The sequence below is a fragment of the Paenibacillus sp. FSL H3-0457 genome, assembly GCF_037981725.1.
In the GTDB taxonomy this organism is placed as follows: domain Bacteria; phylum Bacillota; class Bacilli; order Paenibacillales; family Paenibacillaceae; genus Paenibacillus; species Paenibacillus amylolyticus.
Genome location: NZ_CP150283.1, coordinates 2,787,974 through 2,806,449, shown reverse-complemented (window position 1 = coordinate 2,806,449; position 18,476 = coordinate 2,787,974). Strand labels below are relative to the sequence as shown.

14 protein-coding genes are annotated in these 18,476 nt (G+C 47.2%); 8 read left to right on the top strand and 6 right to left on the bottom strand.

The features are described from left to right. Positions 1-116 precede the first annotated feature (116 nt). The 7 genes from MHH25_RS12730 (at position 117) to MHH25_RS12700 (ending at position 9,799) form a co-directional block, all read left to right on the top strand. Positions 117-1,406 (top strand): Gfo/Idh/MocA family oxidoreductase, encoded by a 1,290-nt coding sequence (locus MHH25_RS12730; RefSeq protein ID WP_340020134.1) that lies wholly within the window; start codon positions 117-119, stop codon positions 1,404-1,406. Positions 1,407-1,521: 115 nt separating this feature from the next. Continuing rightward, complete coding sequence (locus tag MHH25_RS12725; protein ID WP_340020133.1) at positions 1,522-3,339, top strand: sensor histidine kinase; 1,818 nt, start codon at positions 1,522-1,524, stop codon at positions 3,337-3,339. Then, complete coding sequence (locus MHH25_RS12720; RefSeq protein ID WP_339187993.1) at positions 3,311-4,870, top strand: response regulator; 1,560 nt, start codon at positions 3,311-3,313, stop codon at positions 4,868-4,870. Before MHH25_RS12725 ends, MHH25_RS12720 begins: the two co-directional genes overlap by 29 nt. A 116-nt stretch (positions 4,871-4,986) precedes the next feature. Further along, a complete protein-coding gene (locus tag MHH25_RS12715) occupies positions 4,987-5,901 on the top strand; it encodes a sugar ABC transporter permease (protein WP_047842642.1) in 915 nt (304 codons plus the stop codon). 5 nt (positions 5,902-5,906) lie between these two features. Then, positions 5,907-6,746 (top strand): carbohydrate ABC transporter permease, encoded by an 840-nt coding sequence (locus tag MHH25_RS12710; RefSeq protein ID WP_047844271.1) that lies wholly within the window; start codon positions 5,907-5,909, stop codon positions 6,744-6,746. Positions 6,747-6,784: 38 nt separating this feature from the next. Beyond that, positions 6,785-8,113, top strand: a complete 1,329-nt coding sequence (locus tag MHH25_RS12705) for an extracellular solute-binding protein (RefSeq protein ID WP_340020131.1) — start codon at positions 6,785-6,787, stop codon at positions 8,111-8,113. A 30-nt stretch (positions 8,114-8,143) separates the two neighbouring features. Beyond that, complete coding sequence (locus MHH25_RS12700; protein ID WP_340020130.1) at positions 8,144-9,799, top strand: hypothetical protein; 1,656 nt, start codon at positions 8,144-8,146, stop codon at positions 9,797-9,799. A 171-nt stretch (positions 9,800-9,970) separates the two neighbouring features. Here MHH25_RS12700 and MHH25_RS12695 read toward each other — a convergent pair whose 3' ends face one another. Further along, positions 9,971-10,315 carry a hypothetical protein gene (locus tag MHH25_RS12695; protein WP_340020129.1) on the bottom strand — a complete coding sequence of 115 codons (345 nt, stop codon included), beginning with the start codon at positions 10,313-10,315 and terminating at the stop codon, positions 9,971-9,973. A gap of 123 nt (positions 10,316-10,438) precedes the next feature. On the opposite strand from MHH25_RS12695, the gene MHH25_RS12690 reads away from it, so the two are divergent. After that, positions 10,439-10,861: a hypothetical protein gene (locus tag MHH25_RS12690; RefSeq protein WP_036608832.1), complete on the top strand. Its 423-nt coding sequence runs from the start codon at positions 10,439-10,441 to the stop codon at positions 10,859-10,861. 199 nt (positions 10,862-11,060) lie between these two features. Here MHH25_RS12690 and MHH25_RS12685 read toward each other — a convergent pair whose 3' ends face one another. The 5 genes from MHH25_RS12685 to MHH25_RS12665 all read right to left on the bottom strand — a co-directional run bounded on the left by MHH25_RS12685 (position 11,061) and on the right by MHH25_RS12665 (position 18,264). Beyond that, entirely contained in the window at positions 11,061-14,234 is a 3,174-nt protein-coding gene (locus MHH25_RS12685) for a bifunctional cytochrome P450/NADPH--P450 reductase (RefSeq protein ID WP_340020128.1), read from the bottom strand. Between the two features lie 299 nt (positions 14,235-14,533). Beyond that, positions 14,534-15,088: a glutathione peroxidase gene (locus tag MHH25_RS12680; RefSeq protein WP_076327812.1), complete on the bottom strand. Its 555-nt coding sequence runs from the start codon at positions 15,086-15,088 to the stop codon at positions 14,534-14,536. Between the two features lie 214 nt (positions 15,089-15,302). Next, the gene (locus tag MHH25_RS12675; RefSeq protein WP_340020127.1) at positions 15,303-16,028 is read right to left on the bottom strand and encodes an LUD domain-containing protein; all 726 of its coding nucleotides are present in this window, start codon (positions 16,026-16,028) and stop codon (positions 15,303-15,305) included. Between the two features lie 2 nt (positions 16,029-16,030). Next, entirely contained in the window at positions 16,031-17,539 is a 1,509-nt protein-coding gene (locus tag MHH25_RS12670; protein WP_340020126.1) for a LutB/LldF family L-lactate oxidation iron-sulfur protein, read from the bottom strand. Continuing rightward, entirely contained in the window at positions 17,536-18,264 is a 729-nt protein-coding gene (locus MHH25_RS12665; RefSeq protein WP_017688927.1) for a (Fe-S)-binding protein, read from the bottom strand. The genes MHH25_RS12670 and MHH25_RS12665 overlap by 4 nt, the downstream gene beginning before the upstream one ends. Positions 18,265-18,476 lie beyond the last annotated feature (212 nt).

Genomic DNA, 18,476 nt, shown 5'->3' with positions numbered 1-18,476 from the left:
TCCTTTCCATAAATTATAGCAAAATATGCGGCATTTGAAAGCGGTTACGCATAAAATGCGGCGAAAGAAGTACTCCCTTGTTATAGTCTAGAGCTATATTCAAGGAGGCGATAGACATGAGTAACAAGAAACGTTATGTATTAGTCGGAACTGGCGGCCGCGCCGAATTTTTTTATGGTGCTTTGACCCGGGATTATAGGGATACATCCGAGCTTGTCGGCTTTTGTGATATAAATCAAGTCCGCATGAACTACGCGAATCAACTATTGAAGGAAAAGTACGAGTATCCTGAGGTACCCACTTATCCTGCAGATCAGTTTGATCAGATGATTGAGAACGAGAAACCTGACTATGTCATCGTAACGAGTGTTGACCGCACCCATCACAAGTACATCATTCGTGCGATGGAACTGGGTTGTGACGTTGTCACCGAAAAACCGATGACCATCGATGAGGAGAAATGTCAGGAGATTCTGGATGCTGTCAAGCGGACTGGCCAGAACGTAAGAGTCACCTTTAACTACCGTTATGCACCGCACCATACTAAGATTCGAGAACTTATTCTGAATGATACCATCGGGAAAGTCACTTCCGTTCACTTTGAATGGCTGCTGAATACCCGCCACGGGGCAGATTATTTCCGCCGTTGGCATCGGGACAAGCGTAATAGCGGCGGATTACTCGTGCACAAATCCACCCATCACTTCGATTTGGTGAATTTCTGGATTGGCTCGCAACCGGATACCGTGTTTGCATTTGGTGATCTGATGTATTACGGCAGAGAAAACGCAGAAGAACGCGGTGTAACGCAATTCTACAACCGGGCAACCGGCAACCCGATCGCAAAGGATGACCCTTTTGCACTGCATTTGGATTCAGACGCACATATGAAGTCCATGTATCTGGATGCCGAATCGGAAGATGGTTACCAGCGCGATCAGAGTGTATTTGGGGATGGCATCAACATTGAGGATACGATGGGTGTTCTTGTGAAGTATCGGAACAAAGCCATTCTGACCTATTCCCTCGTTGCCTACCAGCCATGGGAGGGTTATCGCATTGCCATTAATGGCACCAAAGGCCGGATTGAAATGAACATTGTGGAGCAATCCTATGTCAATTCATTGGGTGACAAAAGTAAAGAAGGTGCTTTAATCGGTAAAACGTTGCGGGTTCTTCCAATGTTTGATACGCCATATGAGGTTGAAGTGGAAGAGAAAGCAGGTGGACATGGCGGAGGTGACCCGGTTCTGCTGAATGATCTGTTTGGAGAGCCTGTTGAAGATCCGTTCCATCGCGCTGCTAACCACGTGGACGGTGCCAGATCCATTCTGACGGGTATTGCTGCCAATCGCGCCATCGCGACGGGTTTGCCTGTCAATGTCAATAATCTGGTTCGTTTCTAAGTCTCCCAGGTCTGCACTACATTATTAATTTCATTTAAAGGCTGCGCATATCACGCAGTCTTTTTTATATTTTTATAATTAATCTGCACGTCGACTCGGTAGAAGGAGGAAATCTATGTTCTTCTCTTTAAAAAACCGCCTGATTGCCTTTATCGTTGTCCTGTTTGTCCTCGCTTTTGGCACACTCTCCTACCTGCTCTTCAAGGAATCACGCACGGTCATTCGCTCTTACATCGAATCCTCTGCTCTTGAGAAAATGGAGGAATACGGTTCATACGTAGACATGGTGCAGTTGCAGATCTACGATGTCGCCTCTCTTGTTTTCAATAGTGATATGGGCAAAAACTGGGATAACGCGATCGGTGATCCGAACCTGCCCGAAGGAGAAAAGATGCTGGCCAATCTTGCGATGAGCCGTTTTCTTACTCAGGCAACCAACAGTTACACCAGTATCTCGGATGTATCCATCTATCGTCGGAATGGACTGCGAATTGGCAGCGAGAATCAAGTAGCGTATGATCCTGCCTTTCAACAAGAATCCTGGTATACGAATTTCTACACGTTGGGGGAACGCTGGTTACCTGCACACATCGACCAACATGAACGTGTCAGAGATCATGGTAATCCGGTGGTCAGTCTGCTGATGCCCATTGGCACTTTTCATCATGCTACAGCGCAGAGTGTCATGAAGGTGAATGTCAGTGAATCTTATTTTCTGGAGCCGCTCCGGCGCATACATCTTGCGGAGAATAGCACTATTTTTCTGCTGGGCGAGCAAGGAAATCCTATTCTGTCACAGCAGGTAGAAACGTTGGGTGCTGTAGCTACCGCAGAGATCGATCGTATTCGAAACAGCCCGCTCAAATCCGGTGTGGCATACCTCACAAACCAGGAAGGACAGCGAGACATTCTTGTATTCAAGAAACTGGGACGTACCGGCTGGATGTTGGCGGGTATCGCACCCGAAAAGGAAATGTACCTCTCTCTCCATAAGCTCCAAAGCACGATTGTCGTGGTGACGATTGCCCTGATTCTGGTCTCCCTCTTGGCTGCTGCATGGCTATCCCATGGCGTAACCAAACCTTTGACCAGACTGGTGCTGGCGATGAGACAGGTTCAACGAGGTGCTTTTGACCAAGCGGATTCACTTCTGCCTCCAGATAAAAATGTAAAGAGCGAAATCAGTTATGTAATCTTCACTTTCCGTTATATGATCAGTCAGCTGCGGCAGCATATCCAGAATGAATTTGAACTGAAACTGCTTCGCCAGCAAGCAGAGTACAAAGCACTTCTCATACAGATTAATCCACATTTTATGTTTAATACTCTGGAGCTGGTAAGCAGTCTTGCCATTCAGCGCCGAACGGATGATACGGTTCAGGTCATTGAGGATCTGGGTAAAATGATGCGCTTTTCTATCAATACCAATGACGACCGTGTTCCGCTAACCGAAGAGCTGGATTATGTGCAGCGTTATATCTCCATTTTGCAGACTCGTTTCGGTCATAAACTCGACATTTCGGTAACGTTAGAAGGTACACTGAACTCCGTGGTCATCATCAAGTTTATTCTTCAACCACTTATTGAAAATGCAGTGAAATACAGCTTCCAGCATCAGACGACAGCTCAGGTACAGATACGGATCAACCGGATGTATGATCGTCTGCACATCAGCGTTTCAGACAACGGACCGGGTATTCCAGCAGAAATAATCAATAAGTTGCAACATCCGGTTGCTCCCTCCTCATTGGAATCCATATTGCATAATGGAGGCTGGCATATTGGACTGGGCAATGTTATTGCTCGTTGCCGTCTGCATTATGGTGGCTTGTTCACGGTCCACATGGAGAACGATGAAAACGGAGGCGCATGTATTGAACTGACTCTACCCGTACAGGAGGAATATGATGTACAACGTATTAATCGCAGATGACGAGATCGAAGTTCGCGAAGGATTAAAATTGAAAGTCGATTGGCATGGCATGGGTTTTGTCATAACAGGAGAAGCCTCTAATGGGATCGAAGCGGATGAACTTTTGAAATCTGAACATTTTGACTTGCTGATTACCGATATGAATATGCCTGTCATGGATGGCATCAGACTATTGGATGTCTGCCGCAGTTATAATCCTTCTATTCAGATTATCATTATCACGGGTTATGAAGATTTTCAATATGCCAGAGCGGGGGTCCGCAGTCAGGTCATGGATTATTTACTGAAGCCTGTAACCCGGGATGAACTGAAAGCCACATTAGGCAAAATCAAAGCGGATCTGGATGAACAACGTAAAGTTCGAGGCAATTCCGAATTGATGCAATGGCGACTCTCTCAGTATTACCGGGAAATGAAGGAACGTTTCCTTCTTGATCTCGTTAAAGGCAATCGCCTACCGCCTTCCTCCATGCCAGAACGGCTCAGATTATTTCATCTCGAATCATGGCAAGATCAGAAGGTCTGTTTCATCACCGCCAGTATAAGTCAATCGGACAAGCAGGATATTCGAAAAGATCGCTCACACGAGCAGATGCATCTTCCTTTTGAGATGGTATGTTATGAAATCGCCCAGTCTGATTCAGACAATGTCCAGGTTTTTCATGATTCGGCACACGCAGGGATCATGCATTTCATAGTGCAAGATGGTATGCAGCATGAATTCATCCAACAGCTTACGGAACATACGGCATCCGTTTTTTCCATGGAACTCAAGATTGGGGTGGGGCTTTCTGGTTCCGGACTTGAGCACTGGAAAGAAGGTTATATCCATTCCCTTCTGGCATGGAATTCAGCTGAACGGGCTGTCAGCGGGCCAAACCTTCAGGCAGGAACAGACTATAGTCCATTACTGCCTGAAGAAACAACACGCAAGCTGCATCGTTGCCTCATTCGAGGAGAATTGGACTCCTTCCGCAGCATCATCCACAAGGAACTTCACGAGGCATTCCAGCTTTCTCCCTCTCGAATGACACGAAGTATTTTTCAAATTTCACTGTTGATGGATTTTCCTATAGCCCCGGAATGGATACTGTGGCTTAAGACGCCAGATCAAGCAGAACGCTTATTAATGCAATGGGCTCAAGACTTCCTGAGTCGACAACTTCCTTCAGAAGATGGGGATGAGACGGTTATAGACTTAGCCAAGCGATATATCGAGGAGAACTACATGCAGGAGCTAACCTTGACGTTACTCGCTGAACGGTTTAACTATTATCCTACCTATTTCTCCGAACTGTTTAAGGAAGGTGCAGGGACCTCTTTTATTCAGTATGTGACGGGTGTTCGGATGAAACACGCCTTGCAACTGCTGAAGGAAACCCAATTAACCGTGTGGGATATTACAGAACTGACCGGCTTCAGTTCACCAAGTTATTTCAGCTCGAAATTCAAAAGAATGTTCAACATGAGTCCGTCAGACTATCGCTTGCTGCATTCCGAAAAAATCGATAGCCATGATCCGAAGAAATGAGATTCAAGCTTCTCCCCTTCCCCGGTATGATGTGGTTACCAAGAGAACGCCGCATGTTGTAAGCGGATTCATAACTGGTAACTATTATTCTTACCCATTCAGAAGGGAGGCACATGATGAAAAAACAGACCAAACCCTTATACGGTCAGCACAATACCACAGCCTACTTGTTTCTTCTGCCCTGGCTGATCGGACTCTTCTGTCTGACACTGGGACCGATGGTTGCGTCCCTATACTTATCCATGACCAAATTCAATCTACTGTCATCACCGACTTGGACTGGACTTAGCAACTATGTTCACATCTTTACCGAGGACGATACCTTTCGCAGGTCCCTTGGGCTGACGTTTTATTATGTTTTTCTATCTGTTCCACTAAGGCTTGCCTTTGCTCTACTGGTGGCGATGGCGCTGAACAAAGGTATTCGAGCCCTCGGCATCTACCGGACTGTATATTACATCCCTTCCCTCTTGGGCGGCAGCGTTGCGATTGCAATCGTCTGGCGGCAACTCTTTGAGGGGAATGGATTGGTCAATCAGTTTTTAAGCTGGTTTGGTATCTCGGGACCATCCTGGATTGCGCATCCAGATTATGTGGTCTACACCATCATTACACTATCCGTGTGGCAATTCGGGTCTGCCATGGTCATCTTTCTTGCTGGCCTGAAACAGATCCCGGCAGACTTATATGAAGCGTCCGATGTCGATGGAGCGGGAAAAATACGTCAATTTTTCGGAATCACTCTGCCCATGCTCTCCCCCGTTATCTTTTTTAACCTGATCATGAGCATGATCAATTCATTTCAGGCGTTTACACCAGCTTACGTGATCGGAGATGGCCGCGGGGGTCCACTCGACGCAACGATGTTTTATACCTTGTATCTGTATCTGAAAGGTTTCTCGTTCTTTGATATGGGTTATGCTTCAGCTCTGGCTTGGATCATGTTGGTCATTATCGGGGTATTCACCGCAATCGTCTTTGTTACATCCCGATTTTGGGTGTTCTACGGGGACAATCAGGAGGGGAGGTAATGCATATGCCAATCAAACGACAACTGGTTCAGGCCGGGAGGCATGCCGCCATTATACTCTTCGGTCTACTGATGTTATATCCAGTACTATGGTTGATTCTCAGTTCGTTTAAACCAAACCATCTCATTTTCACCAGCGGCAGTCTATTCCCAACCAGCTTCACGCTGGAGCACTATATTAATGGCTGGAAAGGTCTGCAGGGCATTTCTTTCGGCCGTTTCTTCGGCAACTCCGTGCTGATCTCGGTCATGAGTGTGTTAGGTAATGTGATCTCCTGTTCCCTTGCAGCCTTCGCCTTCTCCAGATTAAAGTTCAGATTCAAAGGCCTGTGGTTCAGCATGATGTTGGTTACGATTATGTTGCCTTACCATGTTACCCTGGTGCCTCAGTACATTCTCTATAATGAGCTTCAATGGATTAATACGTATTTCCCGCTGATTCTGCCTAAGTGGCTTGCGCAGGATTCCTTCTTCATCTTGCTCATGGTTCAATTCATACGCGGTATACCGCGGGAGCTGGACGAGAGTGCAACCATTGACGGTTGCGGGCAATCACAGATCTTTTTCCGAATCGTAGTGCCACTGCTCGTTCCAGCACTGATTACAACCGCGATCTTCACCTTCCTGTGGAGCTGGGATGATTTTTTCAGTCAGATGATCTATCTGAGCAAAATTGATCTGTTCACCGTGCAGTTGGGCATTCGCTCACTCTTCGATCCATCAGGACAATCCGATTGGGGCGCATTACTTGCCATGTCCACCCTGTCACTGCTTCCCGTGACTATCATCTTTTTATTGTTTCAGCGATATTTCCTTGAGGGCATTGCAACCACAGGTCTGAAGTAACAACACGTTTCTCATATCAATAGACAGGGGGATTTACCATGTTCAAACGTTTCATGATTGGTATGATTACTTCACTTTTGTTACTCGTAACAGCTTGCTCTGGAACAGACCATACAGGTGCCAATGATAATGCAGGCAATGGTAATGATAATGGAACGACCGAGGGCGGACAGGTCGAACTTCGCATCATGTGGTGGGGTGACCAGAAACGGGCAGATATTACGAATGAAGCCCTGAAGATCTTTCAGGCGAAACATCCGGATATTAAAATTGTAGGTGAATTTGCACCCTCCTCCGGATATTTCGACAAACTGAATACCCAGCTGGCATCAGGCACAGCACCAGATATCTTTTTCCTTGGCGGAAATGTCGTGGACTATGCCAAAAAAGATGTCCTGCTCAATCTGGACCCGTATGTTGGCAACGAACTGAATTTGGACGGTATGGATGAAACTATGATCGAATACGGACGTCTTGACGGGAAGTTGCAACATATCTCTGCCGGTGCGAACGCACGAGGAATTGTTGTTAACAAGGCACTCTTTGAGAAAGCCGGCGTGCCTTTGCCAGCATCCGATTGGGACTGGACGGACTATGCCGCCATCAGCAAAGAGTTGTCCGACAAGCTCGGAGATGGCTTCTATGGGACGTACAATTTTACCGTCGACGGGATGGATATTTTTCTAAAACAAAGGGGTAAACAACTGTATGACATGAAAAACGGCACACTCGGATTCACCAAGGAAGACATTCTGGAATGGTTCCAGTATTGGGAGAAGACTTCGGCATCCGGCGGTGTAGTCACACCGGAATTGCAGGTGTCCAACCCGCATGATGACACCAGTAAATCCCTGTTAATCACAGGCAAAGCAGCCATGACTCTACTACCATCCAACCAACTTGCTGCATTCCAGAGCTTGACGGAAGATCCTCTGGTGCTACTCCCTGTACCACGAGGCCCTAAGGGAACGGGTGTTGTATTTGAATCCAGTCAGGGATTATCGGGTTATGCAAATACCAAACATCCGAAGGAAGTAGCTATATTAATGGACTTCTGGATTCATGATCCTGAAGCAACCAAAATCCTTGGTAATGACCGTGGCGTGCCCGTTACGGAAGCCAATCGAAATCTTCTTCAGGAAGGTGCAGGCCCTGTGGAGGAGATTGTCTATAACTATACAAACCTTGTCTCTGAAGCTACGAAAACTGAACCTTTTGAGGTGAGTTACAATCCTCCGGGATTTGCAGAGTTCTCCAAGTTAGCTCAGAAGACAAATCAAGAGATCGGATTTGGACGGAAAAGTGTGGAGCAAGCTGTCTCCGACTTCTATAACGGGACCGTTCGAATCTTTGAATCGAATCAATAACCAGAAACCAGACACTGTGAGGAGGAACATATGACAGAAGAGATATTAAATCGGCTGCGCAACATTTCGATTATGGATCAAGTTCAGCCAGTTAAACCGGAAGATCAGCAGTTATTACAAGAATGGCATGCGTCGGGTATCCGGTTTGCGGCATCGGGCGGACAACTGGAAGCTACGTATTATGCAGCGGTGGAGAAGTTGCTTGCTTGTATCCTGCCCATGGGAGACAACGATCCTATTTTACAAGAAGGTGGCATCTATCTGGGATGTTGGTTAGAGAGCACAGGTACCATCAATGCGGAGCTGCTGTCTCGCCTGCTTCCTTCCGTGTCCGAAACAACATACCTCGCATTTGCCGAGCAGCAAAGAGAAGATGGATTGTTCCCGTATAAACTCACGGCAAACGGGCCCTCTTTCCGGCAAATCCAGTTGGTCACTCCACTGGCACGCAGTGTATGGAACCACTATCAGCTTCATAGCAATCATGGCAAGCAGTCGCCTTTCCTGAACACGATGTATAAGGCTATGGTTCGTTACGATGAGTGGATTGCACACAACCGTAATACCCGAGGAACTGGCTGTGTAGAGGCCTTCAGTACGTTTGACACCGGACATGACTTATCCCCGCGTTTCTGGCATGTTCCGGATACACCTTATATGAATGATGCTTCTGCCTATCATCCGGATTCTCCGATTCTGCCTTTTCTGGCACCGGATCTGACCGCCAATATCTATTGTCAGCGCATGTATCTGTCCCGTATGGCTGAAGAACTGGGAGAATCGGGAACGGATTGGAAAGCAAAAGCCGAGTCTAGCCTGGAAAGTCTTTTCCGTTATTGTTACGACGAACAGGATATGTTCTTCTATGATCGGGATCGCAATGACGAATTGGTCAGAGTCCAATCCGATGTGTTGCTCCGCGTAATGGCCTGCGAGGTGGGCGACCGTGAATTGTTCGATAACCTACTGCGTCGGTACCTGTTGAATACAAGTAAGTTTTTCGCTAAATACCCGTTTACATCGATTTCAATGGATGATCCCAGATTTGATCCCTTTTCTTCCTACAACAGCTGGGGAGGGGCATCCAATTTCCTGAGTCTGATTCGGGCGCCACACGCATTCGAGTATCATCATCGATATGTGGAGCTAACCTGGGTAATGCAGCCTATCTTGTCCGCCCTATCCAAAGATAAGCGATTTGGTCAGGTACTAAGCCCATGGACCGGAGAACAAGGTTTTACCGAGACGTACTCCCCCTCCATCCTCTGTCTCCTCGATTATGTGGAGCGACTATGCGGAATTATGCCTGTTGGATCGAATCAGCTCTGGTTTACCGGACTGCTCCCCATCGACATGGATCATGGCGAGATCGTATCTGGCAACACAGCTTATAGCCGGAAAGTCAACGGAGTAGGATATGAATTGGTCAACACGTCTGATCGCATGACGGTATATCTGGATGGCAAGGTTCATCTGGATGGCCCGTCAGGGATTCGACTGGTGACGGATCATAGTGGACATCTGGAAGACGTTATTGGAATGAGCGTTCGCACCGTTGAGGGAGAGCTTTTCTATCAAGGAGAGCGCATTCCGATTCGGGTCAAAGGAAATGAAATGCAGCGTTACGCTGATGGAAGTTTGAGCACCGAGCGCGATATTGGCATCATCCATCCTACGTATCGTTAATTGTTTGTATGCAAAAAGCGCAAGTTGCCGAGGTATACTTCCCTGCACTTGCGCTTTTCCCTTTTGCGCGTTTATATTTCTTTATTTCTTATTCATAAGGACACAAGATAGAAATTGACTACCACTGCGGAAATCATTCTCTCTCTGGTTACAGTGGAGATGAGTTTCACCTTACACCTTCCGGTTCCACGCCGGGTGACGATAAAATTCAATCGTATCAATATAATTTACCGTGAACTGCTGTTCCACATCCGACAGGTTCAACAGTTTGCGGTCGATTTGCTTCATCCCCATGACCACATCATGCCTTAGCAGGTCCATCGCAATTTTGCCTACAAATCCGCCTTCCATCTCCTTATGCTTGGCACGGAACTCTTCATTGTAGATCAGTTCAGGCGTGAATGCCGCTTCAACGAAAGCATTAACGAGCGTAAGCTCATTGCCCTCGATCTGCACTGCCATATAATAATTGCCACGCTCATCCTTAATGAGGTCTTTATACATCTCTACGATCATGTGAATCACTCCTCTATTATAAAAGAAACCCCGTTAGCCTTAACGAACATGGGCTATCAAACGTACACCTTCCTACCCCGTTCCTTCATATACTAGGTACAAATGGCGAACGGAGGAATACTTATGAGCTGGCAGCATCTCCATACTGGAAAAACACTTCAGCAGCGTCTGGCAGAACTCCAGGGGCACCTTGCAGAACTGAATACTCCACTCTCCGGGTTGGAACCGGGACGTATTCGTCGTGTCTATCCAAGGCAGTTTATCAAAGTAAACCGGCAGTTATTCATTCCACTCAGTCTGAATTCCATTCGGGTATTTGATATTCCTCGAACACGGCGAGGCGTCAGAGTGGGAATCCGTACGACTTTCCCTTCCAGGAATGCATTTAACAATATCAGACTTGTGGGCGTGGGACTGGATTATCTTGAACTCCAGGGAAAAGGCAGAGTCCCTTCCCGTATATTATTTCCTCTCTCCAGCGTCGAGTCGATCTATCGGCCAACCACCGGAAGAAAAAACCTGAAACGGCCTTGTAGGCGGAAGTAAAGCTGGTTCTTTTCGCAAGCCATACAATGGTTCCCTAATGTCTGCATACGGGTGCTCCCTTCCAATATATAATTATAACCCATGCAACCACTTATCTGCTGAAGAATCATTTTATGTCAAAAAGCGGTGAGAACAGAACTGCTTCTGTATCTCACCGCTCAGCCAGTTACGGATCAAGCTGACCCTTCACATGTGTACATCAGATGCCTGTCCATACGTCCTTGGCATAACGACCTTCCTGCTGAAGCTGATTAAGCCAATCTTCTGCTTCCTTCGCGGATTTGCCATGAATATCAGCGTATGCCTGCTGGAGTGTAGCTTCCACATCAGGTGCCATCTTGCTGCCATCACCGCAGATATACAGATGCGCACCCTCTTCAAACAAAGGAATCAGATGATGGGCATCGTCTCTCATCAGATGCTGTACATAACATTTATCCTCCCCATCTACACGGGAGAAGGCCGTATGAAGTTTTACAAGCCCTTCTTGCTGGGCTGCTTCCAGTTCATTTTTATACAGATAATCATGCTCGGGATTCCGGCATCCAAAGTACAGGTGGGCTTCGCCAACCTCTTGACCTTGTTCCTTCAATACATGCCTTGCTTGCAAGAAACCTCGGAATGGAGCAACACCTGTACCCGGCCCTACCATGATGACGGGAACTTGTGCATCCTCAGGCAGTTGGAACCCGGATTCCGGTGTCCGCGTGAACATTACGATCTCGTCACCCGACTTCAGGTTAGCCAGATAGTTGGACGCAATGCCTTTGTATTCTCCCTGTCCACTCCATGCCGGGGCGCGAACAACACTGACCGTAATACTCGCTTGATCAGGCTGAACACGCGGTGAACTGGAGATCGAATAATATCTGGCTTTTAATGAAGGCAATAATTCAAGGAAACGCTCAAACGGCAATTCACATGCCTCATATTTCTCCAGATAATCCAGCATGGAGATCCGTTTGTTCCGAACTACATCCATATACACAGATTCATCAAGCAGCGCTTCAAGCTCCTTCTTATGTGGTGGACATACGGTGTATGCTGCCATTTCTCTCAACTGCGCACGAGTTGCCGCCTCCTGAAGCTCAACGCTATGACTGAGCAGATCATACAGATTAACCGGTTGATGCAGCGGCAGATGCGCGGCACTGCGACCGGATGCATCCAGAACCAGATGCTCCGTTCCGGTGAATCCATAACGACGAAGTACACGTTCCACCAGCTCCGGTGGGTTCTGCGGCAGAATGCCCAGGTGATCCCCTTCCTTGTAGGTTATGCCTTCAGGCAATTTGATCTCCAAGTGACGTGTGCTGCGTTCACTGCCCGCGTCGTGAAGCTCCCTGTTCTCAAATACTTCTGCCACATGTGCATCATACGTATCGGCAAGCGGTGTTACGGCGAGTCCGCTGACAAACTGTACAGACAGTGAACTGCGTTCGCTATTGGAGCTTGTGTTCAGTTTCAGTCCCATCGTTCGTGCGAGATCTGGCCATAATTGCTCCGTCCAATCCCCCACCTGTTTCTCAAAATCACCGCTGGCATCTGACTCACCCAGCGGTGATAACCGCTCTGCTCCTCTGGAAGATAACTGTTCATCTATTAAACGCGGAATACGCTGATAGGTGCTGGCCCAGTTGTGGTCACCGCATCCAAGAACGGCGAAACGCACACCTTTGAATTCATTCGCATCTGCATGTTCGATCCACTCGACAAACATCTTGGCATTACTTGGCGGCTGACCATTATAGGATGCACTGACAATAATGACGGCACCCTCCTTTGGCAGTTTGCCAACACGATCATCCAGCGTAGCAACCTCACTCCGGAAACCCTGATATCTGGCGGTATCTGCAATTTCACGTGCAATGCCTTCAGCGGTACCCAGATTGGAACCGTACAGAACAAGCATCGGTGTGTGGTGGGCATTGGCTGCATCCGGCTCCGTTCTTTTGGCAACCGGCTTTGGTTCTTCAACCGCTACACCCGGAACGGCCATGACTGGCTGCCCGCCACGCGCACGTACACGAATTGTGAAGTTATCCGGTTTGAGCGTCAGCGTTTCTTTCACTTTTAACTGATAATCAGAATGATCTATGAAGTCAAAATGCTTCAACACCATGCCCAGTACCAGCGTTGCTTCCTGAAGTGCAAACTGCTGACCAATACAGGCCCGTTGACCATTACCAAAAGGTTTATAGGCATCATGCGGCACTTTGCTCGGATCTTCGAACCGTTCCGGGCGGAATTCCTCTACGTCGTCTCCCCAGGCTTCGCGGTCACGATGCAGCTTGGGAATAAGTACACTGACACTGTCTCCTTTTTGCAAAGGATATTGACCCGCAAGTACAGTGTCCTCTTTTGCATACAGAGAAAATGCCGGGGCCGTAGGCCATAACCGCAATGCTTCATTCAAAACCATACGAACGTACTTCAGATTGCGAACCTGGTTGTACGTTGGAACCGGATCTTTCAGAATCTGATCCACCTCAGCTTGGGCTTTAGCCAGCGTATCCGGATTCTTCATCAGATAATAAACAGCGAAGGATAACAGTCCACTTGTGGTCTCATGTCCAGCGATCAGGAATGTAATAATCTGATAACGGATGTTCTCATCATCCAGCGTTTCTCCTGTTTCCGGGTCCTTGCCGCTGAGCATGTGGGACAACAGATCATCTGCGCCTTCCTGCGGTTTCTCTTTGCGCTCGGCAATAATGTGATCCACCAAAGAAAACATGGAACGGATATCCTGTTCAAACTGTTTCTTTTTGGTGATCATCAACTTGTCTTGCAGACGCAGTCGCTGCAATGAACTCATGGATTCATCCAACGCACGAACCATACTCGTAATGAATGGATGTGGTTCTTCCCGATAGAAGCTGTTAAACCGATAGTTGAACCCACACAGGCCAATCGTGTCGAGCGTAAGACGTGTCATATCATCCGGAACGTTAACCGTCTCATCCGGGTTCAATCGTGACCATTTCTGAACCAGCTGCACAGCCAGATCAATCATTTTGTTGTGATATCCCTGCATCGCACGTTGACTGAAACTTGGCAGCAGTACGTTATGGGCTTTTTTCCAATTCGGTTCCTCGGTCCAACTCGTAAATAGCCCATCTCCTGCAAAAGCACGAACCTTCGCAAGGGGTGCCCACACCCGTTTGTCGAATTTGGATTCATCTGTTACCTCGGCGACCAGTTCGTGACCGGAAATATACAATTCACTTCGTCCGGGGTACTCCATACGAAAGATCGGTCCGTATTCTTCAGCCAGTTTCACCAAAGATTGTACCGGCTCTTCAAAGTTCAATTGCGGCAAATTGCCCAGTGGGCCAAATGTTTTTGGTTGAGGCACTGAAATTGGTGGCATGACACTCACTCCTTCTTTCCAAGTTAAGAGTTCTACAACTAAAAAATAATGACTTGATTTACAGACTCGATTACACTTACTCTTCAGATCAACAGATTCAAGTTATTTTTTGCACATTTTCATATTTCATCCAGATAACGATAAAACCACAATAGAACTAACTGACCAAAATGGTATATTGGTCATTTTTGATTAAAAAAAATGGAGCCCTTCGTTATCTTCTTTTACCCTAACATTTCCAGTTCTAATCTTCAACAGTCCCAAAGTCATAGGACCTCAGGACAGGGATTAAGGTATAATTATGAATTCTTTAACAGAACCTGAATAACAGACTCCATCTCTAATGGAGCAACTGTCGTTTCATAACGGCCATGGATGTCCCCATTACGGTCAATCAGGAATTTGGTGAAATTCCATTTGATGCCGTCACCTTGATACAATTCTGGATGCTTCTCTTTCACAAAGGTGTCCATCCACTCTCCTTCCTTCGTGTCCAGATCATAACCTTGAAATGGCGCTTCTGTAGTCAGATAACGAAACACAGGATGCATCGATTGCCCAACGACCTCAACCTTCTCCAAAATCGGAAAGGATATCTGAAACTGACTTCTGCAATACTCAGCTACCTCAGCGCTACTACCAGGTTCTTTGTCGTTAAACTGGTTGCACGGGAACGCCAGAATCTCCAGCCCCTGATCACCATATTTCTCATACATCTGCTGAAGTTCACTGAATTGCCGGGAGTAGCTGCACCGACTTGCTGTATTCACAATAAGTAGCACCTTCCCTTTAAAAGCAGAAAAATCACCCTTGTGTTTATCCATAAACGGAACTTGGTAAGAAAATATACTCATCTGTATTCATCCTCCTCTTTCTCTTTTATATCTCATATGAACTCTCTCTTGAAATGGATTATACACCTCCATTATTAATAGGTGAAATATATAATTAATATAATTTTAATAGCTTTTAACTATAAATCGTGAACAAAAAACTGCCCTCAGCAGTCAAATACTGCATCTCGGACAGTTATCAAAATCATGATGTGCCATCACACTCAACACACCGTTAACCCATAATTAAACCATATACAATGCCTGGTCCGTGAACGCCAATGGTTAAATCATTTTCAATATCGGAAGATCGGCTTGGCCCTGAAATAAAGTGGATGCCTGCTGGAAGATTCTCTCTTCCCGCTTCGTCAAATCGATCCAGCGTCTCACCCAGTCTGGTGTACAGTCGATCTACTGGAATAATGATGATGAGTACCGTAGGCAAGAGACTGACTGAACGACCTTTTTCCGGTGAAGAAAGCACAGTGACCGAGCCTGTGTATGCTGTTGCATAATCCGCCACAACCACACCGATATCCGCCTCAGCTGCCCGAGCCTTCCAATTCTCATCAGCCTGACTATTCCAGACTGAGATCTGCACATCGGGAAGCTGCTCTTCCAATCCGAGATCCTGTAACGCCTGTTCATTCTGACGAATGATATACCTGGCACTCAGTTCATGAGATTTGTTGGCTATAAATTGAGATACTTCTTCCATGTTCTGAACCCGGGCGATGTGTGCGCCTACACTCACAAAGTTATCCGTAAATGCTTGAATACGCTTCTCTTCATCCCATTCCAGTTCAGTCCAAAAGTCGGGTGCTCCCCGAAAGGGTTGGGTCGGTGCATGGCGTTGCCTTGGTCTTCTCAATTTCGAAGCAATATCATTCATGAACTGCTCCTGTTTCTCCATGGACTTCTTCTCCAATTGTGCAAGCCATTGCTGATGTTCAGTGACCATGCTTAGTACCCTCCCCCTTCTTCTCGTTCACGAATAATCTGCTCCATACGGCTGCGAATGGAAGAATCCATGGCCGATTGCTTCTGGTTCAGTTCCTGATCCAGCTTGTTCCATTGTTGCCGGAAGGATTTCTTGGCGAGGCTTGGCGCAACCCGATAATTGTTCCAGCCTTTAAGTGGACCCAATTTGAGTGAAATGCCGTTGTTGCGTACAACTGCCTTCTGCCCGATCTGTCCGAGACGTATGGCCGCACTGAAACGTTTGGAATTGGATACAACAGCGGCAAACCCCTTCATGCCCATGCTTTCCATTTTGTTTCCATGACCGTCTTCCACTTTACGCCTACGTAAATAAACGAGCATATCATGCAGCGGAATTTTAACTGGACATGCTTCATAACAGGCTCCGCACAGACTCGAAGCTCCCGCAATATCGTTCCATTCATCAATGTTGCCATTGAGTGCAGGTGTCAGTACCGCGCCAATCGGACCACTGTATGTTCCACCGTAGGCATGACCTCCAATATGACGATATACCGGGCAAGCATTCAGACAAGCACCACAGCGAATACAATTCAGCAACTCCTGGAATTCAGGATCACCGAGCTGTAAAGATCGACCGTTGTCCACGATTATAATGTGCATTTCATCCGGTCCATCCGCATCCGCTGTTCGGCGAGGACCTGTGATGCCTGACATGTACATCGTTAATTTCTGACCTGTTGCGGAGCGTGGCAACAAGGTTGCCATGACCTCCAGATCCGTCCACGACGGGATGATCCGCTCCATGCCCATCAGTGTAATCTGCGTTTTTGGAACAGTGGATACCATACGGGCATTGCCTTCATTTTCGAACAAAACTATGGAACCTGTCTCTGCAATCGCAAAATTGCAGCCGGTCATGCCGATATCTGCTTCGAGGAACTTCTCGCGCAACTTTTTGCGAACAAATCCAGCAAGTACCGTTGTGTCCGGCTCCAGAATTTCACCCGCTTCCCTCGATAACAACTCTGCAATCTGGTAGCGGTTCTTATGGATGGCTGGAATGACAATATGAGAAGGGGCTTCACCTGCCAACTGTATGATGTATTCACCCAGATCGGTCTCAATGGCTTCAATGCCCGCCGACTCCAGCACATGATTGAGATGTACTTCTTCCGACACCATCGATTTGGACTTCACCACCGTAGAAGCTTGCTTATGCGCCGCAATATCCAGCGCAATCGCCGCTGCTTCCACCGATGTATCTGCAAAATGAATATGAACCCCGTTCGCACGGGCGTTATTCACAAATTCATTCAGATAATAATCCAGATACGCAATCGTATGCAGGCGAATCTGACGGCCACGCTCCCGCCATTCATCCCAATTCCCATGTTCTTCTGAGGCAGACTTCTTTCCGTTACGCAATCGTTCTGTCGTGAATTTGACCGCTTTACGCAGAAAATCATCGTTCAAGGCCAGTCCGGCACGTTCTTTGACCGTAGTATCCATGACTCCCGGTTGGCTCATCCTGTTCGCACCCCCTCATACAGTAGTTCCGCCAGATGCATTACACGCACCGGTTCATTCCGATAACGCAGATTACCTGCGATATTCATCAGACAGGCCATGTCCAGCCCCACCAATACTTCGGCTTGCGTCTCTTTGACATGATCAACCTTCTCCGTCACCATCGCTCCTGAAATATCGGACATTTTGATGGCAAACGTGCCCCCGAACCCGCAGCAATCCTCAGCAAATGGGAGCGGAACCAATTCCAGACCTTTTACTTGAGAGAGTAGCGCCATCGGCTCATCCTTCACACCAAGCAGACGGCTGCCATGACAGGATGGATGATAGGTTACTTTGTGCGGAAAATGTGCGCCCAGATCGGTTATCCCGAGTACCTGAACGAGGAATTGAGTAAACTCATAAGCTTTGGCTTCCAATCGTTTTGCCTTCTCCAACCATACTGGTTCATCCGCGAACAGCTCGGGATAATGATGAATCATATACGTACACGATCCCGAAGGACATACCACAAAATCACTGTCGTCAAACGCTTCAAGAATCGTTTTGGCCGCTACCCGAGTCTCATCCCAGTACCCGCTATTGTAGGAAGGCTGACCGCAGCAGGTCTGCACCGGCGGGAAATCCAGCCGAACGCCATGAGCGGCGAGCAATCTGACCATGGCTTCCCCCACTCGGGGATAGATGGCATCGCTGAGGCAGGTAATGAATAAGGAGACCTTCATAATTACACGCTCCTATTAACTGATTAGTAGATAAATTGACTAAGAATATTTACACTGGACACTCCGATGACAGAATAACCTTCCGATCGCTATTATCCCCAGATTTTTTAATTTACTTTTTAAAGGGTAAAATCCGGGGATAAAGGCGCACGCTTCGCTTCTTCAAGTTATTTCTGTCCTCTCCGTTTCGTGTAAATGTTTAGTTCAATTAA